Genomic DNA, 24,983 nt, shown 5'->3' on the forward strand with positions numbered 1-24,983 from the left:
GCCTTTCAGAATGAAGCAGAAGAAAAGTGGATGCGCGCGGTTCAGCGCAGGCCGGCGGCCATAAGTCCGCGGCGGCGCAGCAGACGACGTTCGATCGGGGCGAAGACCACCAGTTCGACCAGGATGCCGACGAACAGAATCACCAGGATGGTCGCTAGTACGCCCGACAGGTCGGCGAGAACACGGCTCTGGTCGAGCATGGAACCGAGGCCGAAACCAATCGTCCCGCCCTGAGTGATGATTTCGGCCGCCATCAGCGAACGCCAGGCGAAGGCCCAGCCCTGCTTGAGGCCGGAGAAATAGCCCGGCAGGGCGGCCGGCAGCACCACGAGGGTAGCCATCTCGAAGCGTGAGGCGCCGAGCACCGTACCGACCCGGCGCAGCTGTGGCGGAATCTGGTCGACGCCGGAGACGAGCCCGTTGGCGATCGACGGCACAGCGCCCATCAGGATCACGAAGTAGACGGTGGCGTCGGTGAGGCCGAACCAGATGATCGCGGCGGGCACCCAGGCAACCGATGGGAGCACCTGTAAGCCTGAGAGCAGCGGGCCCACGGCGCGTCGCACCGGGCGGCATTCGGCAAGCAACAGCCCGATCGGGGTGCCGATGGCGACGGCGATGAGAAAGCCGAGGCCGCCGCGTTCGAGGCTGGTCGTGACAGCGAGCTGCAGGCGGTCGCTGTTCCACGCGCTGGCCAGGGCGCCGAACACGTCGAGGGGACCGGGAATCAGGTCGGGCCGGGGCTTGACGGTGACGATGTAAACCTGCCAGGCCGCGACCAGCGCGATCAGCAGCAGAACGGGCGGTACGACACCGTCGAGAGTGCGGCGAAAAGCGCCTCGCGGCGTTTCGGGAACGGCCTGCAATGAATCCAGGCCCGCTTCGAGGCGCCGGAGTTCGTCATGGCCAGGGTCATGCACCTTATCGGTGGCTGTCTCAGTGTCAAGCGGCATTGCGGCGGATCTCCTCTCGCAGCTGGTCGGTGATCTCATCGCCCAGGCGGGCGACCTCGGGGGATTCGATGCGGCGTGAGCCGGTGTCGGCGATGGTCCACTCGTTGACGATGCGGCCCGGGCGTGACGACATCAAGAGGATGCGTTGGCCCAGCCGGGCGGCCTCCCGCACGTTATGGGTCACGAAGACGATGGTGCGGCCGGTTTGGCGCCAGACTCGTTCCAGCTCCTCGTGCAGCAGGTCGCGGGTAATGGCGTCGAGCGCGGCGAACGGTTCGTCCATGAGCAGCACCTTGCGGTCCTGCGCGAGCGAGCGGGCGAGGGCGACGCGCTGACGCATGCCGCCGGATAGCTCGTGTGGGCGCTTGTCAGCGGCATCAGCGAGGTTCACCAGGTCGAGTAGTTCGAGGGCTTCCGTCCGCCGTTCTTTGCGCGGCACACCACGAAGCTTCAGGGCGAGCTCCACGTTGCGGCCGGCGGTCAGCCACGGAAACAGTGCAGCGTCCTGGAACATGACGGCTGCTTTGCCGCTCGCCACGGTGACGGCGCCCTCGGTCGGTTTCTCCAGGCCGGCGATGATGTTCAGCAGCGTGGACTTGCCGCATCCGCTCGCGCCGAGCAGGCAAACGAACTGCCCGGCCTCGATCGACAGATTGATGTCGTCGAGCACGAGCGGCCCGGCGCCAAACCGCTTGCCGAGGGCATCGATCGTGATCGCGGCCGGCCCGGCGGCCAGCGACGCTTGAACCGGCGCCGTCACGACCGCGGTGGGTGCAGGGGAGCTCACGGTGACACGTCCGACCCGGCGCCTGAGCCATCGCCGGCCCGGGTGGGCTCGCCAGGTGCGGTCACGATGCCGGCGGCGAGGGTCGCGCCGTCCTGCGGGTGAATAACGAGAAACGCCCCAGAGCGGCGGTTCTGCGTGTAGCGCTCGATCGGCAGATCGCGGGACAAGCGGATGCTCGCCTGCCCGATGTCGTTCACGGCGAGCGAAGTGGCCGGTTCTCCAGCGAGCGTGGTGAGGTCGAGCCGGCCGGTGACGGCGCTGATGAGGGCCTGCACGACGGTTGTGCCGAACTTCAGGAGCACGCGGGCGCCCGGCGCGAGCGGGCGCGGGTCGAGCCAGAACAGGTCGGCTTCGAGGCTGCGGGTGATCGGCGGCAGGGTGTCGACGGCGGCGATCACGGCGCCGCGGGCGATGTCGAGGTCGTCGGCCAGGCGCAGCGCGATCGACTGCGGTGCGAAAGCCTCGTCGAGGGCGACGCCGGCAAAGTCGATGCCGGTGACGGTACTGGTGCCGCCGCCGGGCTCGACGCTGACGCTGTCGCCGACCTTGATGCTGCCGCTGGCGACCTGCCCGGCGTAAGCCCGGTAGTCGCGGTAGGAGTCGGCGAGTTCCGGGGCTACGACGACTGCGCCCTGCGGGCGTAGCACGAGCTGCACCGGCAGGCGGAACGCCTCGGTGGCCTGGCCGCGCTCGTCGAGGTCGTCGATCACGGTGAGGGTTTCGAGCAGTTCGAGCAGGCTCGGCCCGTCATACCAGGGGGTGCGCTCTGAGCGGTCGACGACGTTGTCGCCGACCAATGCCGACACCGGAATGACGAGAACTTCAGCGATTCCGAGTTCGGCGGTGACCAGACGAACGGATGCCTCCACCTCCCGGTAGGCGGCTTCGCTGTAGTCCAGCAGGTCGATCTTGTTGACCGCGATGATCACGTGCGGCACGCGCAGCAGGGCTACGACGCTGAGGTGCCGGCGGGTCTGCTCCAGCACACCCTTGCGGGCGTCGATGAGCATGATGACGGCATCCGCTGTGGTGGCGCCGGTGACCATATTGCGGGTGTACTGCACGTGGCCGGGGCAGTCGGCGAGGATGAAGGAGCGGGCGGGCGTCGCGAAGTAGCGGTAGGCCACGTCGATGGTGATGCCCTGTTCGCGTTCGGCGCGCAGGCCGTCGGTCAACAGCGCGAAGTCGATGCCGCCGCTCTCGCCGCCGAAGCCGCGCTCGGTCGACGTGCGGGTGACCGCTTCGAGCTGGTCGGCGAGGATGGCCTTCGAGTCGTGCAGCAGCCGGCCGACGAGGGTGGACTTGCCGTCGTCGACCGAGCCGGCCGTCGCGAAACGAAACAGTGTGCCTTCGGGGGCAGAAACGGCAGCCGCGGCGTCGAGGTTTCGGGTGTCTATGGTGAGGGTCATCTGCTATTCCGTTCCCAATCCGCCGGCCGAGACCGATTGTTTTGCGTGCTTCGCCAGTACGGCGTTGAGCAGTGCCACGTTGAACAGACCGTTCAGGTCGCCGTCCTTGCCGATGCCGGCCTTGACCGCCTCAGCGAGTGAGGTCGGGAAGGTCGAAGCCAGCGGGTCGACATTAAACTTCACTTCGGTCAGCGCCCGGGCCAGCACATCGTCGGCAAGAGCCTTGCCGGTGTCGGCCGTGAGCTTCGCGTTGATGGCCGTGGCGGCGTCGGTCGGGTTCTCGGTTAGCCACTCGACGGCCGTGACATGGCCCTCCAAAAGTGCCTGAACGGTGTCGGGGTGCTCCTCGAGAAAGGCCTTGCGCACGAGCAGCACCGTCGTCGGAAAGTCGCCGTTGTCCCACAGGTCGGCTTCGTTCACGAGAACGTGGCCTCCAGCTTCGAGCACGAGTCGAGACACCCAGGGTTCGGGGAGCCAGGCGCCGTCTATCGTGCCGCTCTGGAACAGGGTCAGGGTCTGCGCGTTCTCGGTCGGTGACACAGTGACCTCGCCGCCGCCCGTGGTGCTGGTCGTATACCCCTCGTCACCGAGCCAGGAACGCAAAGCGACGTCCTGGGTGTTACCGAGCTGCGGGGTGGCGAGGATGGTGCCGGCCAGGTCGGCCGGGCTGTCAATGCCGTCACGCACGACGAGTGCCGCGCCGCCGCTCGCGGCTCCAGCCACGATCACGGCCGACTGGCCGCCGCTCTGGATGAACGTGTTCACCGCTGGGCTCGGGCCGATGTAGGCGGCGTCGATGGCGCCGGCGCTGAGCGCCTCAACGGCGGTCGGGCCGGCGTTGAAAATCTGAGTGCTCAGCGTCGTGTCGCCGAGCGCGTCCTCGAAGAAGCCGTTCTCCAGCCCGACCAGCGCTGCCGCGTGGGTGACGTTGTCGAAGTAGCCCAGGCGCAGTTCGTCGGCTGGACCCTGGTCGGTGGCGGGCTCGGTGCTGGCCGTGGCGGCGCATCCGCTCAAAAGAAGGGCGGTTCCCAGCATGAGGACGCCCAAGCGTAGCGAATTCTTCATCAGAAATATCCTTCCTTCTTGCGGTCTTCCATGGCGGCCTCGGAGATGCGGTCGTCGGCGCGGGTTGCGCCGCGTTCGGTGATGGTGCTCACGCCGACCTCGCGCACAACATCGGCAACGGATGCCGCTTGCGAGTCGACCGCGCCGGTGCAGCTCATGTCACCCACCGTGCGGTACCGTACCGTGCGGAGCTCGACGGTCTCGTCGGCGTGGGGCGGGCTGACCGGGCTGACCGCGCGCCACATGTTGTCGCGGCGGTAGACCTCACGGTCGTGGGCGTAGTACAACGGGGGCAGTTCGATGTTCTCGCGTTCGATGTAACGCCAGACGTTGAGTTCGGTCCAGTTGCTGATCGGGAAGGCGCGCACATGCTGGCCCACGGTGTGGCGGCCGTTGTAGAGGTTCCATAGCTCGGGGCGCTGGTTGCGCGGGTCCCACTGGCCGAATTCGTCGCGCAGCGAGAGGATGCGTTCCTTGGCGCGAGCTTTGTCTTCGTCGCGACGGGCGCCACCGAAGACCGCGTCGTGCCGGCCGGCCGCGATCGCATCGAGCAGCGGCATTGTCTGCAGCGGGTTGCGGGTGCCGTCGGCGCGTTCCACCAGGCGGCCGTCCTGAATGTAATCCTCGACCTTGGCGACCGTGAGGCGCACCCCATGGGCGGCCACAGTCTTGTCGCGAAACTCGAGCACCTCGGGAAAGTTGTGGCCGGTGTCCACGTGCAGCAGCGAGAAGGGAATCTTGCCGGGCCAGAACGCCTTCGCGGCGAGGTGTAGCACGACGACGGAGTCCTTGCCGCCGGAGAACAGCAACACGGGCCGTTCGAATTCGGCGACGACCTCGCGAATGATGTGGATCGCTTCGCTCTCGAGCACGTCTAGTTCGGAGAGGCGGTGGGCGGTTGGCGTTGATGTTGATGTTGATGTTGAAACTAGCGCAGTCGTCATTGGTGGAGCCCGCATTCTGTCTTCTCAAGGGTGGCCCAGCGGCCGGAACGGGGATCGGCGCCCGCCGCGACGGGCTGGGTGCAGGGGGCACAGCCGATGGAGGGGTAGCCCTGGGAGAGCAACACGTTCACCGGAACGTGGTGATCCGTGGCGTAGTCCATGAGTTCGTCGTAGCTCCAGGCGGCGACGGGGTTCACCTTGACCAGGCCGTTGCGTTCGTCCCAGGTGACGAGCGGCGTATTGGCGCGGGTGGGTGACTCGTCTCGGCGCACACCGGTGAACCACAGCTCGTAGCCGCCGAGTGAACGCTGCAACGGTTCGACCTTGCGCATCGCGCAGCAGGCGTTGGGGTCCCGGGCAAACAGCTCGGCGCCGTGCTGCGCATCCTGCTCCGGCACCGTCGTGACTGGTAGCACGTCGACGACGGTGACCGGCAGGGCTGCGGCGACAGCGTCTCGGGTCTCGTAGGTTTCGGCGAAGTGGTAGCCGGTGTCGAGAAAGAGCACGTCAACGCCGGGCAGCTGCTGCGACACGATTTCGGGCAGCACCGCGTCGGCCATGGAGCAGGCGACGGCCACGGAATCGGCGCTGAAGTTGCGGGCGACCCACGCGACGACCTCGGCGGCGGTGGCCTCACGGCCGTTCGCAGCGGCGGCCTGAGCGAGTTCGGCCGAACCCTGCTCGGCGAGGGCCTGCAGGTCGGCGGCCGGCCGGCGCGGAGGCAACGCGCGGGCGGGGGCAGCGGACGCCTCGGCATTGTTATTGAGGACCCGGGCATTCAGGTTGATCGCGCTCATTTGAGGTTCTCTTCGTCGGCGCGGTGCGCCCACTGGGCGAAGGTTTCGTCGTCGGTGCGCGCTACCAGAAAACGACGCACGAGGCGTTCGACGTAGTCGGCGAGATCCTCGGCGGTCACCTTGAGGCCTCGCACGGTGCGGCCGAGGCCGGCCTCGTCGCGGTCGACGGAGGCGAGGCCGCCGCCGAGGTGCACCTGGAAGCCGGGGGTGGAGCCGCCATTGCCGTCCGGCAGCAGCTGGCCTTTGAGCCCGATGTCCGCGGTCTGGATGCGGGCGCAGGAGTTGGGGCATCCGTTCACATGCAGGGTGATCGGGTGGGGGGCGTCGATGTCCGCGAGGCGTTTTTCCAGGTCGAGGATGGCATCCGTTGCGGACTGCTTGGTTTCGACGATGGCGAGCTTGCAGAATTCAATGCCGGTGCAGGCCACTGTCGAGCGGCGGAACAGGCTCGGACGGGCCGAGAGGCCGATCTCGTCGAGGGCCGCGATGAGCGGTTCAACGTGCTCTTCGGCCACGTCGAGCACCACGATCTTCTGATGCGGGGTCGTGCGCAGCCGGGTCGAGCCGTGGGCTTCGAGTAGGTCGGCGAGCTTGATCAAGGTTTGGCCGGAGACGCGGCCAACGAAGGGGGCCACACCGATATAGAAGCGGCCGTCCTTCTGCTTGTGCACTCCGATGTGGTCGCCCTGCGTTTTAGGGCGGGGTGCGGCGGGGCCATCGGGCAGGGTGTAGCCGAGGTATTCATCTTCGAGGATGCGACGGAATTTCTCGGGGCCCCATTCGGCGAGGAGGAATTTCAGGCGTGCCTTGCCGCGCAGGCGCCGGTAGCCGTAGTCCCGAAAGATCGAGGCGACACCGCGCCAGACCTCGGACACCTTGTCTTCGGCGACGAACGCGCCGAGGCGTTCGGCCAGTCGCGGGGTGGTGCTGAGCGCGCCGCCGACCCAGAGGTCGTAGCCGATGCCAAGTTCGGGGTGTTCGACGGCCACGAGGCCGATGTCGTTGATCTCGTGAACGACGTCCTGGCTGGGGTGGCCGGTGATAGCGGTCTTGAACTTGCGCGGCAGGTTGGCGAATTCGTCGGTGCCGAGAAACTTGCGGGCGAGCTCGTTGATCGACTCGGTGGGGTCGATGAGTTCGTCGGCGGCGATGCCGGCCACGGGCGAGCCGAGGAACACGCGCGGCACATCGCCGCAGGCCTGGGTGGTTTCGAGGCCGACGGCTTCAAGGCGACGCCAGATCTCGGGCATGTCCTCGATCTCGATCCAGTGCAGCTGAATGTTCTGACGGTCGGTGATGTCGGCGGTATCGCGGCCGAAGTCGCGGGAGACTTCGCCGATCACCCTGGTCTGTTCGGTGGTGAGCTGGCCGCCGTCGATGCGCACGCGGAGCATGAAATAGCGGTCTTCGAGTTCTTCCGGTTCGAGGGTGGCGGTCTTGCCGCCGTCGATGCCGGGTTTGCGCTGTGTGTAGAGGCCCCACCAGCGAAAACGGCCGTGCAGATCGGTGCCGTCAATCGAGTCGAAGCCCTCTTTCGAGTAGATCTGTTCGATGCGACCACGCACTGCGAGGCCGTTGTCGACCTGCTTCCAGACCTCGTTGCCGTTGAGCGGTTCGGTGCCGTCGATCTTCCACTGGCCGTTCGGTCGCGTTGACGGCCGCGGCGGGCGGGCGGCGGGCAGCCTGGTTACTGCCGTGGCGTTCGCGGCCTCGACCGTTTCGCTGTGCACCGTCTCGGTTTCTTTCGGCACGTCGGGCTCCCTCGGTTTGCGGCGCCGCCCCGGCACTGGTGAACCGAAGCAACGGTACTCACGCTACTGCGCCGCACGAACAGGGGGTGCAGCGAGGGTCACGTGCTGTCACACACTGTCATGTGGCGTCACACAGTTTGCGAGGAAGGCTATGGGTGCTCCGCGGCTCCCCGCGCCGAAGCCCGCGACACCCCCCTAGGCTAGGGACATGGCTGAACGCACCCCCTGGTCCCTCTCTGGCGCACTGCGCGGAATGTTCGCGAAGAAGACCATCGACGCCGACACCTGGGACGACCTCGAGGATGCCTTGCTGCAGGCCGACTTCGGCCCCACCGTCACCGACGCGGTCATCGCTGACCTGCGTGCCAAGGTCGCCAGGTACAGCACGACCGACCCGACCGACCTCCAGCGGATGCTCCGCGAAGGCATCGAAGAGCGCCTTTCCGTTCTCGACTCCACCCTCACACTGTCCGAGCGACCGGCCGTCGTGCTCGTCGTCGGGGTCAACGGCGTCGGCAAGACCACGACGATCGGCAAATTCGCGAAATTTCTGAACACCTACGGTCGCAGCGTTGTGATCGGTGCGGCCGACACGTTCCGGGCCGGGGCGGTCGAACAACTATCGACCTGGGCCGAACGCGCCGGCGCGCAGATCGTGAAGCCGCAGATGACCGGCCAGGATCCAGCATCCGTCGCCTTTCAAACGGTCGAGAAGGCGAAGAACGAGGGCATCGAGATCGTGCTCATCGACACCGCCGGGCGACTGCAGACCAAGGGCGGCCTGATGGACGAACTCACCAAGATTCGCCGCGTCGTCGAAAAACAGGGGCCGATCGCCGAGGTGCTGCTCGTGCTCGACGCTACGACCGGCCAGAACGGGCTCGCCCAGGCCGAGGCCTTCATCGAGCACGCCGGTGTGACCGGCCTCGTGCTGACCAAGCTCGACGGCTCAGCTCGCGGTGGCTTCGTGCTGGCCGTGCAGGAGAAGACCGGCATTCCGATCAAACTCGTCGGGCAGGGTGAGGGCATCAACGACCTCACCGGTTTCACCCCGCACGTGTTCGCACAGAAACTCGTTGGCTGATCAAGAACTTTAGAGGAGCACTATGAGCATCGAACACGATTTCTTTGGAATTCTCGGCGACGAAGACGAGGGCGAGGTCTACTGGTCCGAGTCGGCCGAGCTCGGCGACCAGAGCGTCGAGATCGACCTCACCTCGCCCGATGAAGACTCGGTGACCGCCGAAGCACTCGATATTGCCGCAGCAATGATCGGCTCGATGGAGGACCTCGACTCCCAGGTGCGGGAGTCCCTCGTCGCCGACCTGTCGGCCGAGGTCTCCGTAACGAGCCAGTACATCACTGAGCAGCTCGAGGAGATGGACCAGGAGGCGATCGAAAACGCCATCATCTGGGATTCCGGCGACCAGCAGATCGACTTTCTGCGCTCGCTGCGCCTGCAGCGTATCGGCTTTCATCCGCACCACAACGGCAGCGAGGCGCACTTCGCGGTACTCGAATATGCCATCAGTCCCGACGACACCGACGGCCTGCTCGTCGTCACGATCGATGTGCACGGCGACACTGTGCAGGTGGCCCTGGACAGCTAACGGGACGGGCCCCGGAACACGGGCGCAGTTCGTAGACTGGGCCCGCGGTCATCGGGTGGGCTCGCGGCCATAGGGTGGGCCCGCAGCCCGAGGTGTATCGCGCCCGCGCCAAGCGGGTCTTCCGTGCGCGGGCGCACCAGGATGAACGCGATGAGCGCAACGGTGCGGTCGTCGTCGCTCATGTTGAGCGCGGCCTGCGCCTGGGGGAGCGCGATGGGCACAACGGTGCGGTCGAGCACGACGGTGAGCTGGGCGAGCGCCACGATGGCGTGCAGGCGGCAGCATCCGTTCAGAAGTAGCAGCGGCCACCGGTTAAACTAAACGCATAATGGCTACTTTTGGAAACCTCTCAGATCGTCTTGCCGAGACGTTCAAAAACCTCCGCACCAAGGGCAAGCTCAGCGCAGCGGATGTCGACGGCACCGTTCGGGAGATTCGCCGCGCGCTGCTCGACGCCGACGTGGCCCTCGAGGTCGTCAAGGATTTCACCGGTAAGGTGCGGGAGCGCGCCCTCGGCGACGAGGTCAGCAAAGCCCTGAACCCGGCTCAGCAGGTCGTGCAGATCGTCAACGACGAGCTCATCACCATTCTCGGCGGCCAGCAGCGCCGACTGGAATTCGCCAAGAAGCCGCCGACCATCATCATGCTCGCGGGCCTGCAGGGTGCCGGTAAGACCACCCTCGCCGGCAAGCTCGCGAAGTGGCTCGCCAAAGACGGCCACACCCCGTTGCTCGTCGCCGCCGACCTGCAGCGGCCCAACGCGGTCACGCAGCTCGAAGTCGTCGCCAAGCAGGCCGGCGTCGCCGTCTACGCCCCCGAGCCCGGCAATGGCGTCGGCGACCCGGTCAAGGTGGCCCGCGACGGCGTGAAGTATGCCCTGCAAAAGGTGCACGACGTCGTCATCGTCGACACCGCGGGGCGGCTCGGCGTCGACGCCGAGCTCATGAAGCAGGCCGCCAACATCCGCAGGGCGATCAACCCCGACGAGGTGCTCTTCGTCATCGACGCCATGATCGGTCAGGACGCCGTCGCCACGGCGAAGGCCTTCCAGGACGGCGTCGACTTCACCGGTGTCGTGCTCACCAAGCTCGACGGCGATGCCCGCGGAGGCGCGGCGCTCTCGGTCGCCTCACTCACCGGCCGCCCGATCATGTTCGCCTCCACCGGTGAAGGACTCGACGACTTCGAACCGTTCCATCCCGACCGCATGGCCGGCCGCATCCTCGACCTCGGTGACATCCTTACCCTGATCGAGCAGGCGCAGGGCGCGTTCGACGAGGACGAAGCCCGCAAGGTCGCCGAGAAATTCGCCACCGACACCTTCACCCTCGATGACTTCCTCGGCCAGATGCAGCAGCTGCGCAACATGGGCTCGATCAAGAAGATGATGAGCATGCTGCCCGGCGCCGGCGCCATGAAGGCGCAGCTCGAGAACTTCGACGAGCGCGAGATCGTGCGCACCGAGGCCATCATCCAGTCGATGACCAAGCTCGAACGCACCACCCCGAAGCTGCTCAACGGCTCGCGTCGCCTGCGCATCGCGAAGGGCTCGGGCTCAAGCGTCACCGAGGTCAACCAGCTCGTGCAGCGCTTCGAGCAGGCCGCCAAGATGATGAAGACCGTCGCCAAGGGCGGCATGCCCAACATTCCCGGTATGGGCCCGATCCCCGGTGCCGGCTACGGTGGCAAGCCCAAAGTTGCGCAGAAGAAGAAGGGCTCCAAGTCGGGCAACCCGGCCAAGCGTGCGGCCGAGAACGCCGCGATTGCTTCGGGCGTCAAGCTGGCCGGCGAGACTGCCTCAACGGATGCCGCGGGCTCGGGATTCGGCCTTGGCTCCGGCGCCCAGCCCGGCAAGGGCAAGGCCGGCGGCCCCACCGAAGAGGAAATGGCCGCGCTGCAGAAAATGCTCGGCCGGTAGCCCGCCCGACCGGAGCACGGGCGTATTTCTGAACGGGCCCCGTGCCTGGGCCCAGTTTGTAGACTGTGTCTGCGTTCCTATGGTTGGCCCGGCGCCCGCGCTGGCACCCCGCGTTGAATTCGACCCGGGTTCGCGGCCCGATTCCGGGTGCGCACCTAGGCTGAATGCATGTCCTCGACGAACCAGACGAACCAGACGGAGCCGACGAACAAGAACGTGCGCATCGGCGTGCAGATCGCGCCGCAGCACGCCGAATACTCGAAGATTCGAGACATGCTCACCGAGGTCGAAACACGCGGTTTCGACGTGGCCTTCAACTGGGACCATTTCTTTCCGCTCAGTGGTGAGCCCGACGGCCTCCACTTCGAATCGTGGACCATTCTCGCCGCCTGGGCTGAGCAGACCACCATGATCGAATTCGGCGCCCTCGTCAACTGCAACAGCTACCGCAACGCCGACCTGCAGGCCGACATGGGCCGCACGATCGACCACATCAGCGGCGGGCGCTTCATCTTCGGCACCGGCGCCGGCTGGTTCGAGCGGGACTACCAGGAATACGGCTACGAGTTCGGCACCCCCGGCACCCGGCTGAATGCCCTGGACGACAGCCTGCACCGCATCGAGGCCCGGTGGGCCAGGATCAACCCGCCGCCCACTCGCGACATCCCCGTGCTCATCGGCGGCGGCGGCGAGAAGAAGACCCTGCGCATCGTCGCCCAGCACGCCGACATCTGGCACTCGTTTTCGAACCCCGAGGTGCTCGAGCACAAGCTCGGCGTGCTGGGCGCCTGGTGCGATGAGGTCGGCCGGGATATCACCGAGATCGAAATCTCCACCGAGCTGCGCGGGCGTACCGTCGCTGATGCGGACGCGCTCTTCGATCTCGGCACGCGCTTGTTCACCGTTGGAATTTCCGGCCCCGACTACGACTTGGGCCCAGCTACCGACTGGCTGGCCTGGCGCGACAGCAAGAACGCCTGACCGGCACCCAAGCGGATGGCGCGGCAGCCGCCAGCCTAGTTCCCCAGCCCCTGCGCCAGCTCGTGGCTGAGCGCCGCGACAACCGCGGGCAGGCTGCCGCCAGAGGTGGCCGCAACAGCCAATTGCCGCTGGTAGCTGCCGCCGTTGTCGATGATGCGGTGCAGTGCGAGCAACTCCGGCAGGCAACCGAGCCGTTCGGCCACAGGAGAGAGCGTCTCGATGAGGCGACGCACATCATCCGTTACGAGGCATTCGGCGCCTAAAGCATCGAGGATGATCTCGGCGTCGAGCCCGTAGCGGGCCGCCCGCCATTTGTTCTCCCGCACGAACCACGGCTGCATGCGCGGCACGGCTTCGCCCGCGTCGAGGCGGGTGGACATCCACTCGACCAGGCATTGGATGAACGCGGCGATCGCGCCGAGCTCCACGGTGGTCGAGACGCCGTCGCAGACCCGAATCTCGATCGTGCCCCAGCGTGGAGACGGGCGGATGTCCCAGCGCACCTCGGTGACGTCCTCGATGATGCCGGTCACCGCCATATCGTCGACGTAGCGCTCCCACGCCTCCCAGTCGGTCAGATCCCAGGGCAGCCCGGCGGTCGGCAGTTGCTGGAACATGAGTGAGCGGTTGCTCGCGTACCCGGTGTCGATGCCGGCCCAGAACGGGCTCGATGCGCTCAAGGCCTGCAGGTGCGGCACATAGGTGAGCAGGCCGTTCATGATCGGAATAACCTTGGCCTTGTCCTCGATGCCCACGTGCACGTGGATTCCCCAGATCATCATATTGCGCCCCCACCACTGGGTGCGGTCGATGAGCTTGTGATACCGGGCCTTGTCGGTGACGGTCTGGTCGAACCATTGCGCAAACGGATGCGACCCGCTGCAGATTATGTCCACCTTGCGTCCGTCGAGAGCGCGACGTACCTCGCCGAGCTGGCCGGCGACATCCGCTACGGCACTGCCGACGGTGTCGTGCACCTGGGAGACGAGCTCGACCGTATTGAGCAGCAGTTCGCCGGTGATGGTGGCGTGGGCCGAGCCGTCGGGGCCACGCAGGGCATCGAGCACCTCGTCGGCGATATTGACCAGGTCGCCGGTCGCGCGGTCGACGAGGGCGACCTCCCACTCGATGCCCACGGTAGAGCGGGCGGATCGGGCGAATTCCAGTGACACGGGGTACTCCTTGGGTGGGCTGATGAAAGCCGTAGACGGTCGATTATCACAACGTGCGTAATCTCTGACACAATGATTAGTCGCGATCCGTTGTGCCCGACCCTCTATCTCGGTGCAACGTGATCCTATAGAGCTTATGCCGAGTGTGCCCCCACGCTCACGGCCCAAGGTTCGCCAAACACCGAATCAACACTGGAGAATTGTGGCTGTCAAAATCCGTCTGAAGCGCATGGGCAAGATCCGTGCACCGTACTACCGCATCGTCGTCGCCGACGCGCGCACCAAGCGCGACGGTCGTGTCATCGAAGAAATCGGCATCTACCACCCCACGGAGGAGCCCTCGGTCATCGAGGTCAAGTCCGAGCGTGCGCAGTACTGGCTCAGCGTCGGCGCTCAGCCGACCGAGCAGGTCGCTGCACTCCTCAAGCTCACGGGCGACTGGGGTATCTTCAAGGGCGACAAGAACGCCAAGAGCACCGTCAAGGTGAAGGAACCGAAGGCTGCTTTCGTCGCCGACGAGAAGAAGAAGCCGGTTCTCAAGCCCAAGGCCGAGAAGCCGGTTGCCAAGGCCCCCGAGGTTGCTGCCGAAGCAACCGAAGAGGCGTAACTGTTGCTTGCTCCCGCGCTCGAACACCTCGTCAAGGGGATCGTTGATCACCCGGACGATGTGCACGTTGCAGAAAAGAATTCGCCGCGAGGCGAGGTCCTCGAGGTTCGTGTGAACCCCGAGGACCTCGGCCGGGTCATTGGCCGTGCGGGTCGCACTGCCAAGGCCCTGCGTACCCTCGTTGCGGCTCTGGCCGATGGTCGTCGCGTTCGCGTCGACGTCGTCGACACCGATTTCTAGATCAGTGGACGACAGCGAGAAGGACCGCACCCAGCAGTTACGGGTGGGGCGCCTGACCAAGGCTCACGGCCTCAAGGGAGCAATCAAGCTCGAACTGTTCACGGATGACCCGGGACGACGTTTCGTCCCGGGCGCCGTGTTCACGCTGCAGGTTCCGACTGGGTCGGCTTGGCACGGCAAGACGATCGAACTCGTCGAGCTGCGCTGGTACAACCAGCACGCGGTCGGATTCTTCAAGGATGTCCCCGATCGCTCAACAGCCGAAACGCTCGCGAAGGCGATCCTCTGGATCGACGCGGACGTCGCCGAGCAGTCGGACGAAGAGGACGCCTGGTACGACCACCAGTTGGTCGGCCTCGCCGTCATGCGCGACGGTGTGCGCATCGGCACCATCGGTCGCCTCGAGCATATGCCCGCGCAAGACCTGCTGATCGTGAAGACGCCCACGGGCGACGTCATGATCCCGTTCGTGAAGGCAATCGTGCCGAGCGTCGACGTGAAGAACGGCCTGATCACGATCACGCCGCCGCCCGGCCTGCTCGAAGAACTGCCCGAAGACCCCGCCGACGCTGAGCCGGCCTCCGAAACGAACGCCGCGCCCAACGCCGACGCTGAGCCGGCCTCCGAAATGAATGCCGCGCCCAACGCAACCGCTGACGCCGCCTCCGAAACGGATGCCGCGGCATCCGTTCTGAAGACCGACGAACTGTAAGGCTCAACCCGTACCTTTGCCGGGCTGTCCCGTTGTGTTTCGCAACGGAACCGCCCGGCATTTGTGTGCCGGGGCAGGCTACACGTTCAGGCGGTAGCCGCGCTTGACCACGGTCGCGACGAGCCCGGGCACGCCCAGCGTCTGCCGCAGGCGGCTGAGCGAGACCTCCATGGCGTGATCGTCGGAATCGCCCGCGAGAGCGAGCGTGAGGTCTTCGCGGGAGACGACCGCCCCGCGGGCCCGCACGAGCGCCCGCATGATCGTGAGGGCCGTCGGCGGAAGTTGCACGCGCTCCTCGCCGACCTGAACGATCGAGCCGCGCAGATGCACGAGCCCATTCTGGGTCTCGACCCGCTCGATCATGTTCTGTTCCAGGTGTTCGCAGACCAGCCGAATCAGCGCGCCCATGCGAAACCGCGTCGGCTGGATCGGCGCGATCCCGGCTGCGATGAGCGGGGCGCTGGTCACCGGGCCGACGGCTGCCGCGCAGACCTCGGTCTGCAGGGCCGCGATCAATTCGGGATACATGTCCATGCCCTCGGCGGCGGTGAACAGGGCGTGCACGGCCGGCGCGCTCGTGAACGTGACGCAGTCCAGCTGGCGAGAACAGATGGCCTCGACGAGCTTGTAGACGCGCTCATCGGTGTCGTCCATGGCGATCCAGCGGTACGGAGCGACCACCAGAACACGCTCGTGCACGGCACGCAACCGGTCGAGCTGCACCTCATCGGTCGCTCCGTGAACCTGGATGCCGATTACGAGCCCGCGCGGATACTCGGCCAAAACCTTGTCGACGAGCGAGGCGGTCGTCTCAGAATCGCTCATGCCGGAGTCGTTCAGCCCGGCCGCTCGAATACCGCCGCGCGCTTTCGGCCCCCGCACCAGAATGGTCGTCTCGGCCAGCGCATCGGTCAACTCGGAGCCGATGCCGTCGGCCTCGGCCACCTCGAACCAGCGTCGAACGCCGTACCCGGTCGTCGCGAGCAGAATATCGGGCCGCGCACTGATCATAGTGCGGGTGTCCTCGAGAAGCGGGCCGTCTTCCTGCGAGTGCGCGATGCGCAGGGTCGGCGCGTGCACGACGCGGGCCCCGCGCCGCTCGAAGGCGTCGATCAGGTCGCTCGAACGGCGATCGCTCGTCACCCCGATGCGAAAACCCTCGAGCTGGTTCGGCTGCAGAAAAGGGGCCGCGATCTCGATCGGCTCGGTTGCTCCCTGCATGCGCACGTGGTGCCCGTGCAGGTCTGGTGCGGTCGAACCCGTCAAAGCGGATGCCTCAACGCCCGCTCCCGAGACACCGGCGGCCTCGTCGTTCGCCCCAGCCATCAGTCGATCACCGCGAACTCGGACGCGCGCGCGACGAGGTCCTCGGCGGCGGCATCACCGCTGAAAGCGAGGCGTACGACCTCACCGACGACCAGAACGGCGGGGCTCCGCACGCCCGCTGAAGCGGCAACCGCCAGCACCGCCGACAGCGTGCTCACGGTCGCGCGCTGCGTGGGGCTGAATCCGCGCTCGATGATGGCCACCGGCATGTCGCCGGGCATGCCGTGGCGCAGCAGGCCCTGGCTCAGGGTGGGCAGGGTTCCGACACCCATCAGCACGACGATGGTGCTGCCGAGCAGGGTGAGACCCTCGAGTTCGTTGTCGGTGAGCGGCGCGTGGCCGCTGATCACGGTGAAGGCGTGGCTGATGCCGCGGTGGGTCAGCGGAATCCCGGCCGCGGCCGGCACCGCGATCGCACTCGTGACGCCCGACACGACCGTGACAGCAATGCCGTTGCGGTGGCAGGCGAGCACTTCTTCGCTGCCGCGACCGAACACGTACGGGTCGCCGCCCTTCAGCCGCACTACGCGCTTACCGGCGAGGGCGTGCTCGACCATGAGCTCTTCGATTCCGGTCTGAGAGACCGGGTGGCTGCCGGCACGTTTGCCGACGTCGATGAGCGTGGCGCCGGGTGCAAGCGAGGCGAGGTCGTCGCTCGGCGCAAGGCGGTCGAACAGCACGACATCCGCTTGCCGCAACGCGGTGACGGCGGCGACGGTCAGCAGGTCCGGGGCGCCGGGTCCGCCGCCGACCAGGGTGACCGTCCCGACGCTGACTGACCCAGTCGAACGGGAACTCTGGGCTGTCATTTGCCTACTCTTTTCGAACGGGAATGCGGCTTCCAGTTAGTAGAACAGTACTCGACGAGGCCCGTTCGGCCGGGGTCGCCGGTCGGATTTGGTCACGCTCCGTAACGAGCGCGATGCTCGGGTCGGGTTCGGTCGGAGCGTTCACGAAGGAACGGAAGCGGCGCAGGCGCTCCGGGTCGGCGAGCGTCGCGGCCCACTCGTCTTCATAGTTGTCGACGTGAGCGAGCATGGCCTGTTCGAGCTCAGCGGCGAGGCCGAGAGAGTCGTTGATGACGACGTCGCGCACGTGCTCGAGACCACCCTCGAGGTCTTCCATCCAGCGGGCGGTGCGCTGCATCCGATCGGCCGTGCGAATGTAATACATCATGTAGCGGTCGATGTACTTGATCAAGGTTTCTTCATCAAGGTCGGTCGCGAGCAGCTGCCCGTGCGCGGGCTGGAAGCCGCCGTTCCCGCCGACGTACATGTTCCAGCCGTTGTCACTCGCGATGACACCCACGTCTTTGGCGCGGGCTTCGGCGCATTCCCGGGCGCAGCCCGACACCCCGAACTTGAACTTGTGCGGAGCGCGCAGTCCGCGATAGCGCAGCTCGAGCCGAATGGCTAGGCCGACGGCATCCTGCACGCCGAACCGGCACCAGGTGGACCCGACGCAGGACTTCACGTTGCGCAACGCCTTGCCGTAGGCCTGCCCCGACTCGAACCCGGCGTCGACGAGGATGCGCCAGATGTCCGGCAGCTGCTCCAGGCGGGCGCCGAACAGATCGATGCGCTGCCCGCCGGTGATCTTGGTGTAGAGGTCGAAATCGAGGGCGACCTGCGCGATCACGGCGAGTTTGGTCGGCGTGATCTCACCGCCGGGAATGCGCGGAACGACCGAGTAGGTGCCGTCTTTCTGCATGTTGGCCATGGCGCGGTCGTTGGTGTCCTGCAGGGTGCCGCGACCGGCATCCAGAATGTAGGAGGTGTTCTGGCTGGCCAGAATGGAGCCAACGGCCGGCTTGCAGACATCACAGCCGCGGCCGGTGCCGAAGCGGGAGAAGATCTCGTCGCTCGACGTGAGCCCGAGCACCCGCACCGACTCGAACAGTTCCTGCCGGCTCAGTCCGAAGTGCTCGCAGAGGGCGTGCGAAACGGTTTGACCGGATGCCGTCAGCTCGGATTCGAGGATCTTCTTGACCAGCGGCACGCACGACCCGCACTGGGTGCCGGCGCGGGTGCACACCTTGAGCGCTCCGAGTTCTGTGCATGAGTTTGAATGTTCGTCACCGCGCACCGCCTGCCGCACAGCGCCGACCGAGACCATGTTGCAGGAGCAGACCAGGGCGTCGTCGGGCAGTTCGTCACCGGCCCTAGCCTCGGCGCCCGCTGCCGTGAGGTAGGCGGCGGGTTCACTGCTGAGCTTGCGGCCGACCATGGGGCGCAGGGCCGAGTAGGGGGTGGCATCGCCGACGAAGATGCCGCCGAGCAGGGTTTTGGCGTCGTCGGTCACGACGAGTTTCTGATACAGACCGCGGGCCGGGTCGGCGTAGACGATTTCGAGCGATCCCGGAGTGGTGGCGAATGCGTCGCCGAAGCTGGCGACGTCGACCCCCGAGAGCTTGAGCTTGGTGGCGTCGTCGACGGTCGTAAACTCGGCGGTGCCGCCGAGCAGGCGGTCCGCGACGACCTCGGCCATGGCGTTAGCCGGAGCGACCAGTCCGACACAGCGGTCATTCCAGCTCGCGACCTCGCCGATCGCCCAGATTTTCGGGTCGCTCGTGCGGCAGTCGTTGCCGATCGTGACGCCCCCTCGGGTGCCCACGGTGAGCCCGGCACCGCGGGCCAGCTCGTCCCGCGGTGAGATTCCGATGGCGTAAACGACCAGATCGGCGGCGATCTCCCGGCCGTTGCCGAGCTGCAGCCCGGTGATCTGGTATCGAATTCGTCGGTGAGAATCGTGCGGGCGCGGGTGCCGAGGTGCAGTTCGATGCCCTGGGCCACGATCATCCGGCCGAGAGCCTGCCCGCCGCCCTCGTCGAGCTGGGCCGACATCAGCCAGCCGCCGGAGTGCACGATGGCCGAGTCGGCGCCGAGCTTGTGCAGCCCGCCGGCCGCTTCGAGCCCGAGCAGTCCGCCGCCGGCCACGACCACCCGCGGGGTACGGCCGAGCGAGACGGTGAGGGCGGCGAGCTCGCCGACGAGGGCATCGACGTCGTCGACGGTGCGGTACACGCGAATGTGTTCGCGCCCCGGCATCTCCGGCACCGGGGCGGTCGACCCGGTGGCGAGCACGAGGTCGTCATACTCGAGCACGGCCCCGGTCGAGGTCGTGACGGTCCGGGCGACCCGGTCGATGCTCGTGGCCCGCTCGTTGATGCGCAGCGCGATGCGCTCGCTGTCCCGCGGTGCCGTGGGGTCCAAAGTGAGGTCGATCATTCCGGCGAGGCGCTGGCTCAGCGCGACCCGGTCGTAGGGTCGGTGGTTCTCCTCGGCCAGTACAACGATCGAGAAGGAGCGCTCGGTGTCGCGGGAGTGGAGGGCGTCGGTGAGGCGGTGGGCGGCCGGGCCGCCGCCGATTACGATGACGCGGCGCAATGTGGCCGGAGCCGGTGTCACGGCATCCGCTGCACTCATCGATGTGACGGCGTGTGTCGCCTCCACAGCGGATGCGGCGGCGTCTGGGGGAGAATACGCGGAAGCGGTTTCACGAGAAGCTGGCATCAGCATCCTTTCAAAGCGGGGCAATTGTGAGCGTAGTTCGGGGCAGTTTCCCCCTCGTGTCGCTCGTGTGTCCCGTACTGGTCGAAAGCCCCACAGTGGAGCACCCCAACTGTGAGGCGGGTTTCACTCAGGGGAAACATGGCTGGCGACTGGCCGAAATATGGCCCGCCTACCGTGGGACCAACGCAGAAACGCGACAACCCCGGGAGCGAACGATGACGATGACACTGGCTGAGACCCGTCCGAGCAACGCAGCAACCCTGGTCTGGGAGCGCGCCTGCGCCGTGACCGATCTGGAACCCAGCTGGGGCGAAGCTGCTCTCATCCGCATGAAGCAGATCGCCCTATTTTTGCTCTCGCCGACCGAGATCTACGCCGTCGACCACCGCGACCCATACACCGAGGCCCACGTCATGGCCCGCGGCATCGTCGGCTCCAAGGGTGACCGCCCTACGATCGCCTCGCCGCTGCACAAAGAGGTCTACGACCTCAAAACAGGCGAATGCTTCACCAACCCGACGCTCGTGCTGAACACCTACGAAACCCGCATCGTCGGCGGCTACATCGAGGTCGCGGTCGAATCGGGACTCTTAGAGGCGGCATGACCCTGCTCGGCGAACGGCCCAGAACTGACCGACTTCCTGTCGGTCGGTCGACAGCCGAGCCCGCCGCACTCGTCGCCATCTCGCACGGCACCAACTCGGTCGACGGCCAGGCCGCCATCAAGGCGCTCGTCGACGGCGTCGCCCTTGCCCGTCGCGATCTGCGGGTGACCGGCGGTTTCGTCGACGTACAGCAGCCGGATGTCGCAGCGAGCCTCGGCGCTGTGAGCCCCGACTCCGCCGCAGTCGTCGTGCCCCTGCTACTCTCGGCCGGGTATCACGTACACGTCGACCTGCAACGTGAGACCAGCGCGCATGACCGCGATATTGCCCTGTCGCGGGCTCTTGGCCCCGACGGCCGGCTCATCGACGTGCTCGAACATCGCCTGCGCGCCGCCGGACTCGACACGCTGGCACAGGGCCAAGAAATCGTGCTCGCTGCTGCCGGGTCGAGCGACGTGCGTGCGGTCGACGACTGCCTCCGGGTCGGTGCGATGCTGCAGCAGCGGCTTGGGGTGCGGGTCACCGTCGGTTTTCTCTCCGCCGCCTCGCCTCGCCTCGCCTGTGCCGTCACCGCGGCGCGATTGCGCGGCGGCAGTGTCACCGTGAGTACCTATTTGATGGCACCAGGATTCTTCTTCGACCTCACCCGCGCGCAGGGCGCGGGTGCCGACCGGGTTACCGCCCCACTGCTGCTGCCAGGGGAAACGGCCCCCGCTGCGCTGGTCGATCTGGTCATCGACCGCTACCTCGAGGCGAAAGAGCACGCCCAACTCTTCTAGAATTTGACCATGCGCATCGACATCGTCACGATATTTCCCGAATTCTTCGATGTGCTCGACCTGTCGCTGCTCGGCAAGGCCCGCCAGAGCGGGCTGCTCGAGCTCGGCGTACACAACCTGCGGGACCACACGCATGACCGGCACCACACGGTCGACGACACCCCCTATGGCGGCGGTGCCGGCATGGTCATGAAGCCTGAGCCGTGGGGCGACGCCCTCGATGCCATCCTCGGCACTGGCACTGGCACTGGCACTGGCACTGGCACTGGCACTGGCACTGGCACTGGCACTGGCACTGGCACTGGCACTGGCACTGACGCGGCCGACCCGGCCAGTGCCGAAACGCCGATCACCGTCAACGCGGCCGATGACGGCCCGATCCTCATTTTTCCCTCACCGGCCGGCGAGCAATTCACCCAGGCGATGGCCCGCGAACTCTCGCTCGAGCAGCACTTGGTCTTCGGTTGCGGCCGTTACGAGGGAATTGACCAGCGCGTCGTCGATCACTACGAGGCCCGCGGCCGGGTACGCCTGGTCAGCCTCGGAGATTACGTGCTCAACGGGGGAGAGGTGGCCGTCATGGCAATGATCGAAGCCATCGGCCGGCTCATTCCCGGAGTCGTCGGTAATCCGGCGAGTCTCGTCGAGGAATCCCACGAAGACGGCTTGCTCGAATACCCGAGCTACACCAAACCGGCTAGCTGGCGCGGCCTCGCTGTGCCACCGGTGCTGCTAAGCGGCAACCATGGCGCCATCAGTAGCTGGCGCCACCAGCAGCAGATCACCCGCACCGAACGGGTACGCCCCGACCTGCTGCCGCGCACCGTGTCCTGACTTCTGCCTCCAGCGAACGCCAAGGCTGGTGTCAGTCCTCGCCGATAAACTGGCCGAGTGATCATCCGCCGCGCCTTCTACCACTGGCAATTCATTGCCGCCGGAGCCTTGCCGCTCTGGCTCCTCGTCGGGTCCTCGGTCTTCGGATCGGGCGCCTGGGCGGTGTTGGGCATCTTCTTCGGGGCCGTGCTCATCGGCCTCGGCATGCTGCTCGTCGCCCTCGTCATCTTCGCGCGCAGAGAAGTGCGCGAATTTCGGGCCGTTTCCTACGCTGACGTCGGCGTGCTCGCTCTCTGGCACGCCCTCATCATCGCCATTCCCTTTTCAACGGATGCCGCCGGCTGGCTCAGCGTGCTCGTCATCCTCGGCGGACTCGCCGTGTTCTGGTTCGCCGTCTGGGAGCTGTTCGACTCCGCCAAGCGTCGAATGCGCGCCATGGTCGACCTGGTGGAACAGACGGCGCGCGGGTCCGCGCCGGCCGGGGGTTCACGTCCGCTGCCCTACGCCTCACCGAATACGTCAAAGCCGACACCGACCTTTGGCCGACCCGCCACCCCCGAGGTCATCATCATCGAAGAAAAGCGCGACCGGGCCTGACGTTCCCGGCCGCGACTTTGCAGCGGGGCCGAGTTCATGGCAGAATAGGCGATTGTGCCGCTGCAGGACTCTGCCACAGGGGAGCCTGCACTGTGCGGCGCACATCCTCATACTGATTGCTTCCAACGAAGCACATATCGTAGTCGACCTGTGGCGGGTACAGAGAGCGAAACAACATGCATATTCTCGACGCGGTAGACGCCCCATCGCTGAGGAAGGACATTCCTGACTTCCGTGCCGGCGACACCGTCAAGGTTCACGTCAACATCATTGAGGGAACCCGCTCTCGTATCCAGGTCTTCCAGGGAGTCGTCATCGGCCGCTCCGGCGAAGGCGTGCGCGAAACGTTCTGCGTTCGCAAGGTCAGCTTTCAGATCGGCGTCGAGCGTACCTTCCCGGTGCACTCCCCGGTCATCGACCACATCGAGATCGTGACCCGCGGCGACGTACGTCGCGCCAAGCTGTATTTCCTGCGCGACCTGCGCGGCAAGAAGGCCAAGATCAAGGAAAAGCGCTAACCTTCGCGCGGACTACGATCCCACCGGATTCTCCACTGAGCTCCCCATCACCTAAACTGATGGGGAGCTCAGGCGGTTAAATGACAGATGAAGTGCTCGCCTCCAGGTCCGATCGTCGGGTATCAGAGTCGAAGAGGTCCCGAAGCAAAAAGGCCCCCAGCAAGAAGCGCAGCGTCTTGCTGTTCATCCGTGACCTCCTCATCATCTTCGTGGTTGCACTGCTCATCTCGTTCTTGATCAAGACGTTCCTGATCCGGTCCTTTTACATTCCCTCCGGGTCGATGGAGAACACCCTGCAGATCAACGACCGCATCATCGTGAACCAGCTCGAACCCGACCTGATCCCGATTACCCGCGGTGACGTTATCGTGTTCAAAGACCCAGGCGGATGGCTGCTTCCCCAGGCCGAGATCGTGCAGAACCCGATCGTGGCGGGGGCCGACTGGCTGCTCTCGGTCGTGGGCCTGTCTGCTCCCGACAGCAATGATCACCTCATCAAACGGGTCATCGGCCTGCCCGGCGACCACGTCGTCTGCTGCAACGCTCTCGGCCAGATGAGCGTCAACGACGTTCCGCTAAACGAGTCGGCGTACGTGCTCCTGCCGGCCGGTGAAACCAAGGTCTCCGCTATCGACTTCGACGTGACCATCCCGGCCGATTCGCTCTGGATGATGGGCGACAACCGCTACAACTCGAAGGATTCCCGCTTCAACGGTGAGACGGCCGGCAAGGGCTATGTGCCGGTCGATAATGTGGTGGGGCGGGCCCTCGTCGTGAGCTGGCCCCTCAGCCGCTGGGAGTGGCTCGATGACTACCCCGACGTGTTCCGCGAGGTGGAACAAACCGATACGGGCGCCGAGTAGTGGCGGTGTCCGACCCCACCCTGGAGGTGGAGTTCGACCTGCTGCGCACCGGGGCAAACTTCGTGATCGGCTGCGACGAGGTCGGTCGCGGCGCTCTCGCTGGGCCGGTGGCCGTGGGATTCGCCGCGGTGAATGCATCCGTTCTGACCATGCCGGCGGGACTGCGCGATTCGAAGATGCTCAGCGAACCGCGCCGGGAGCTGCTCGCACCGCTCGCCGCAGCGTGGGCAATGCACTCGGCCGTCGGGCTCGCCTCGGCCGTCGAGGTCGATGATCTCGGCATCATCGCCTGCCTCGGGCTCGCCGGCAAGCGCGCCCTGGCCGAGCTGTATGCGCAGGGAGTCGACGTGGCCGGCAGCATCGTGCTGCTCGATGGCAGCGACGACTGGCTGAACAAGGCGCTGGCCACCCCGCTGAACGTCGTGACCCGCGTCAAAGCCGACCGGGATTGCGGGTCGGTGGCGGCGGCATCCGTTATTGCGAAGGTGCACCGGGACCGCCTCATGATCGCCGCGCACGACGCAGCGCCCGGTTACGGCTGGGCGTCGAACAAGGGCTACGGCAGCGCCGCCCACCTGAGCGCGATCGACCTGCTCGGGCCGTCCCCTCTACACCGAAAATCGTGGCTCAAAATCTCAGCGTAAGATGAGATCACCATGGAAGAAGACGAATTCGAGGACTACGACCGCGAGGTCGAGTTGGCCCTGTATCGGGAATATCGAGACGTGGTTGGCCAGTTCCAGTACGTCGTCGAGACCGAACGACGCTTCTACCTCGCGAACGAGGTCGAACTTGTTCGCCGCGACACGGAACACGACTTCTACTTCGAACTGACCATGAAGGACGTCTGGGTCTGGGACGTCTACCGCTCCGACCGATTCGTGAAATCGGTGCGCGTGCTGACCTTCAAGGACGTCAACGTGGAAGAACTCGCGTCGAAAGACTTCGAACTCCCCAAGGAACTTGCGCTCGACGAATAAGGAAGTACTCCGGGACCGCGGGT

General features: G+C 66.1%; 26 protein-coding genes and 1 pseudogene. 16 read left to right on the forward strand and 11 right to left on the reverse strand.

Annotation, left to right across the window (positions count from 1 at the left end):
* Positions 1 to 41: 41 nt before the first annotated feature.
* From E3T47_RS15060 to E3T47_RS15090, 7 genes are all read right to left on the reverse strand, one after another.
* Positions 42 to 953, reverse strand: a complete 912-nt coding sequence (locus tag E3T47_RS15060) for an ABC transporter permease (RefSeq protein ID WP_134556863.1) — start codon at positions 951 to 953, stop codon at positions 42 to 44.
* Positions 943 to 1,668 (reverse strand): ABC transporter ATP-binding protein, encoded by a 726-nt coding sequence (locus tag E3T47_RS15065; RefSeq protein WP_134556973.1) that lies wholly within the window; start codon positions 1,666 to 1,668, stop codon positions 943 to 945. The genes E3T47_RS15060 and E3T47_RS15065 overlap by 11 nt, the downstream gene beginning before the upstream one ends.
* A 68-nt stretch (positions 1,669 to 1,736) precedes the next feature.
* Positions 1,737 to 3,149 carry a sulfate adenylyltransferase subunit 1 gene (locus tag E3T47_RS15070; RefSeq protein ID WP_134556864.1) on the reverse strand — a complete coding sequence of 471 codons (1,413 nt, stop codon included), beginning with the start codon at positions 3,147 to 3,149 and terminating at the stop codon, positions 1,737 to 1,739.
* Between the two features lie 3 nt (positions 3,150 to 3,152).
* Positions 3,153 to 4,214 carry an ABC transporter substrate-binding protein gene (locus E3T47_RS15075; protein ID WP_134556865.1) on the reverse strand — a complete coding sequence of 354 codons (1,062 nt, stop codon included), beginning with the start codon at positions 4,212 to 4,214 and terminating at the stop codon, positions 3,153 to 3,155.
* Positions 4,214 to 5,158 carry a sulfate adenylyltransferase subunit CysD gene (gene cysD / locus E3T47_RS15080; RefSeq protein ID WP_134556866.1) on the reverse strand — a complete coding sequence of 315 codons (945 nt, stop codon included), beginning with the start codon at positions 5,156 to 5,158 and terminating at the stop codon, positions 4,214 to 4,216. The genes E3T47_RS15075 and cysD overlap by 1 nt, the downstream gene beginning before the upstream one ends.
* Complete coding sequence (locus E3T47_RS15085) at positions 5,155 to 5,955, reverse strand: phosphoadenylyl-sulfate reductase (RefSeq protein ID WP_134556867.1); 801 nt, start codon at positions 5,953 to 5,955, stop codon at positions 5,155 to 5,157. Before E3T47_RS15085 ends, cysD begins: the two co-directional genes overlap by 4 nt.
* On the reverse strand, positions 5,952 to 7,637 hold the full coding sequence (locus tag E3T47_RS15090; RefSeq protein WP_174844691.1) for a nitrite/sulfite reductase: 1,686 nt from the start codon (positions 7,635 to 7,637) through the stop codon (positions 5,952 to 5,954). The genes E3T47_RS15085 and E3T47_RS15090 overlap by 4 nt, the downstream gene beginning before the upstream one ends.
* Positions 7,638 to 7,914: 277 nt before the next feature.
* Here E3T47_RS15090 and ftsY point away from each other — a divergent pair, with 277 nt between their 5' ends.
* From ftsY to E3T47_RS15115, 5 genes are all read left to right on the forward strand, one after another.
* Positions 7,915 to 8,790, forward strand: coding sequence for a signal recognition particle-docking protein FtsY (gene ftsY / locus E3T47_RS15095; RefSeq protein ID WP_134556868.1), 876 nt, complete (start codon positions 7,915 to 7,917; stop codon positions 8,788 to 8,790).
* Between the two features lie 22 nt (positions 8,791 to 8,812).
* Positions 8,813 to 9,316: a DUF2004 domain-containing protein gene (locus E3T47_RS15100; protein WP_134556869.1), complete on the forward strand. Its 504-nt coding sequence runs from the start codon at positions 8,813 to 8,815 to the stop codon at positions 9,314 to 9,316.
* A gap of 74 nt (positions 9,317 to 9,390) precedes the next feature.
* Positions 9,391 to 9,615: a hypothetical protein gene (locus tag E3T47_RS15105; RefSeq protein ID WP_134556870.1), complete on the forward strand. Its 225-nt coding sequence runs from the start codon at positions 9,391 to 9,393 to the stop codon at positions 9,613 to 9,615.
* A gap of 29 nt (positions 9,616 to 9,644) precedes the next feature.
* Positions 9,645 to 11,234, forward strand: a complete 1,590-nt coding sequence (ffh, locus tag E3T47_RS15110) for a signal recognition particle protein (RefSeq protein ID WP_134556871.1) — start codon at positions 9,645 to 9,647, stop codon at positions 11,232 to 11,234.
* A gap of 168 nt (positions 11,235 to 11,402) precedes the next feature.
* Positions 11,403 to 12,215 carry an LLM class F420-dependent oxidoreductase gene (locus E3T47_RS15115; protein WP_134556872.1) on the forward strand — a complete coding sequence of 271 codons (813 nt, stop codon included), beginning with the start codon at positions 11,403 to 11,405 and terminating at the stop codon, positions 12,213 to 12,215.
* 35 nt (positions 12,216 to 12,250) lie between these two features.
* On the opposite strand, the gene E3T47_RS15120 is transcribed toward E3T47_RS15115, so the two are convergent.
* Positions 12,251 to 13,387, reverse strand: a complete 1,137-nt coding sequence (locus E3T47_RS15120) for a glutamate--cysteine ligase (protein WP_134556873.1) — start codon at positions 13,385 to 13,387, stop codon at positions 12,251 to 12,253.
* A 202-nt stretch (positions 13,388 to 13,589) separates the two neighbouring features.
* Here E3T47_RS15120 and rpsP point away from each other — a divergent pair, with 202 nt between their 5' ends.
* The 3 genes from rpsP to rimM are packed head-to-tail and all read left to right on the forward strand — an operon-like array spanning position 13,590 to position 14,946.
* On the forward strand, positions 13,590 to 13,994 hold the full coding sequence (rpsP, locus tag E3T47_RS15125; protein WP_092341199.1) for a 30S ribosomal protein S16: 405 nt from the start codon (positions 13,590 to 13,592) through the stop codon (positions 13,992 to 13,994).
* Positions 13,995 to 13,997: 3 nt separating this feature from the next.
* A complete protein-coding gene (locus E3T47_RS15130) occupies positions 13,998 to 14,234 on the forward strand; it encodes an RNA-binding protein (protein ID WP_035879344.1) in 237 nt (78 codons plus the stop codon).
* A gap of 4 nt (positions 14,235 to 14,238) precedes the next feature.
* The gene (rimM, locus tag E3T47_RS15135; protein ID WP_241982302.1) at positions 14,239 to 14,946 is read left to right on the forward strand and encodes a ribosome maturation factor RimM; all 708 of its coding nucleotides are present in this window, start codon (positions 14,239 to 14,241) and stop codon (positions 14,944 to 14,946) included.
* Positions 14,947 to 15,024: 78 nt separating this feature from the next.
* Here rimM and E3T47_RS15140 read toward each other — a convergent pair whose 3' ends face one another.
* The 3 genes and pseudogenes from E3T47_RS15140 to nirB all read right to left on the reverse strand — a co-directional run bounded on the left by E3T47_RS15140 (position 15,025) and on the right by nirB (position 19,697).
* Entirely contained in the window at positions 15,025 to 16,167 is a 1,143-nt protein-coding gene (locus E3T47_RS15140; protein WP_134556975.1) for a uroporphyrinogen-III synthase, read from the reverse strand.
* 104 nt (positions 16,168 to 16,271) lie between these two features.
* Entirely contained in the window at positions 16,272 to 17,081 is an 810-nt protein-coding gene (gene cobA / locus E3T47_RS15145; protein WP_134556875.1) for a uroporphyrinogen-III C-methyltransferase, read from the reverse strand.
* Between the two features lie 4 nt (positions 17,082 to 17,085).
* Positions 17,086 to 19,697, reverse strand: a pseudogene (gene nirB, locus E3T47_RS15150) (nitrite reductase large subunit NirB).
* A gap of 302 nt (positions 19,698 to 19,999) precedes the next feature.
* Here nirB and nirD point away from each other — a divergent pair.
* The 8 genes from nirD to E3T47_RS15190 all read left to right on the forward strand — a co-directional run bounded on the left by nirD (position 20,000) and on the right by E3T47_RS15190 (position 24,960).
* Positions 20,000 to 20,389 carry a nitrite reductase small subunit NirD gene (nirD, locus tag E3T47_RS15155; RefSeq protein ID WP_134556876.1) on the forward strand — a complete coding sequence of 130 codons (390 nt, stop codon included), beginning with the start codon at positions 20,000 to 20,002 and terminating at the stop codon, positions 20,387 to 20,389.
* Entirely contained in the window at positions 20,386 to 21,168 is a 783-nt protein-coding gene (locus tag E3T47_RS15160; protein ID WP_134556877.1) for a sirohydrochlorin chelatase, read from the forward strand. Before nirD ends, E3T47_RS15160 begins: the two co-directional genes overlap by 4 nt.
* Positions 21,169 to 21,177: 9 nt before the next feature.
* Positions 21,178 to 22,002 carry a tRNA (guanosine(37)-N1)-methyltransferase TrmD gene (gene trmD, locus E3T47_RS15165; protein ID WP_134556878.1) on the forward strand — a complete coding sequence of 275 codons (825 nt, stop codon included), beginning with the start codon at positions 21,178 to 21,180 and terminating at the stop codon, positions 22,000 to 22,002.
* A gap of 57 nt (positions 22,003 to 22,059) precedes the next feature.
* Complete coding sequence (locus E3T47_RS15170; protein WP_134556879.1) at positions 22,060 to 22,599, forward strand: MFS transporter; 540 nt, start codon at positions 22,060 to 22,062, stop codon at positions 22,597 to 22,599.
* A gap of 176 nt (positions 22,600 to 22,775) precedes the next feature.
* Positions 22,776 to 23,117: a 50S ribosomal protein L19 gene (rplS, locus tag E3T47_RS15175; RefSeq protein ID WP_134556880.1), complete on the forward strand. Its 342-nt coding sequence runs from the start codon at positions 22,776 to 22,778 to the stop codon at positions 23,115 to 23,117.
* 80 nt (positions 23,118 to 23,197) lie between these two features.
* Positions 23,198 to 23,980, forward strand: a complete 783-nt coding sequence (lepB, locus tag E3T47_RS15180; protein ID WP_134556881.1) for a signal peptidase I — start codon at positions 23,198 to 23,200, stop codon at positions 23,978 to 23,980.
* On the forward strand, positions 23,980 to 24,624 hold the full coding sequence (locus E3T47_RS15185; protein WP_134556882.1) for a ribonuclease HII: 645 nt from the start codon (positions 23,980 to 23,982) through the stop codon (positions 24,622 to 24,624). Before lepB ends, E3T47_RS15185 begins: the two co-directional genes overlap by 1 nt.
* Before the next feature lie 12 nt (positions 24,625 to 24,636).
* Positions 24,637 to 24,960, forward strand: coding sequence for a DUF2469 family protein (locus E3T47_RS15190; protein ID WP_022886464.1), 324 nt, complete (start codon positions 24,637 to 24,639; stop codon positions 24,958 to 24,960).
* Positions 24,961 to 24,983 lie beyond the last annotated feature (23 nt).

The organism is Cryobacterium ruanii (assembly GCF_004404055.1).
Lineage (GTDB): Bacteria > Actinomycetota > Actinomycetes > Actinomycetales > Microbacteriaceae > Cryobacterium > Cryobacterium ruanii.

Coding starts and splice junctions, on each gene's coding strand:
- E3T47_RS15115 (WP_134556872.1), top strand. CDS start 11,403: ATGTCCTCGACGAACCAGACGAACCAGACGGAGCCGACGAACAAGAAC.
- nirD (WP_134556876.1), top strand. CDS start 20,000: ATGACGATGACACTGGCTGAGACCCGTCCGAGCAACGCAGCAACCCTG.
- cysD (WP_134556866.1), bottom strand. CDS start 5,158: ATGACGACTGCGCTAGTTTCAACATCAACATCAACATCAACGCCAACC.
- E3T47_RS15075 (WP_134556865.1), bottom strand. CDS start 4,214: ATGAAGAATTCGCTACGCTTGGGCGTCCTCATGCTGGGAACCGCCCTT.
- E3T47_RS15070 (WP_134556864.1), bottom strand. CDS start 3,149: ATGACCCTCACCATAGACACCCGAAACCTCGACGCCGCGGCTGCCGTT.
- E3T47_RS15190 (WP_022886464.1), top strand. CDS start 24,637: ATGGAAGAAGACGAATTCGAGGACTACGACCGCGAGGTCGAGTTGGCC.
- E3T47_RS15085 (WP_134556867.1), bottom strand. CDS start 5,955: ATGAGCGCGATCAACCTGAATGCCCGGGTCCTCAATAACAATGCCGAG.
- E3T47_RS15140 (WP_134556975.1), bottom strand. CDS start 16,167: ATGCAGGGAGCAACCGAGCCGATCGAGATCGCGGCCCCTTTTCTGCAG.
- ffh (WP_134556871.1), top strand. CDS start 9,645: ATGGCTACTTTTGGAAACCTCTCAGATCGTCTTGCCGAGACGTTCAAA.
- ftsY (WP_134556868.1), top strand. CDS start 7,915: ATGGCTGAACGCACCCCCTGGTCCCTCTCTGGCGCACTGCGCGGAATG.
- E3T47_RS15160 (WP_134556877.1), top strand. CDS start 20,386: ATGACCCTGCTCGGCGAACGGCCCAGAACTGACCGACTTCCTGTCGGT.
- cobA (WP_134556875.1), bottom strand. CDS start 17,081: ATGACAGCCCAGAGTTCCCGTTCGACTGGGTCAGTCAGCGTCGGGACG.
- rplS (WP_134556880.1), top strand. CDS start 22,776: ATGCATATTCTCGACGCGGTAGACGCCCCATCGCTGAGGAAGGACATT.
- E3T47_RS15100 (WP_134556869.1), top strand. CDS start 8,813: ATGAGCATCGAACACGATTTCTTTGGAATTCTCGGCGACGAAGACGAG.
- lepB (WP_134556881.1), top strand. CDS start 23,198: ATGACAGATGAAGTGCTCGCCTCCAGGTCCGATCGTCGGGTATCAGAG.
- E3T47_RS15060 (WP_134556863.1), bottom strand. CDS start 953: ATGCCGCTTGACACTGAGACAGCCACCGATAAGGTGCATGACCCTGGC.
- trmD (WP_134556878.1), top strand. CDS start 21,178: ATGCGCATCGACATCGTCACGATATTTCCCGAATTCTTCGATGTGCTC.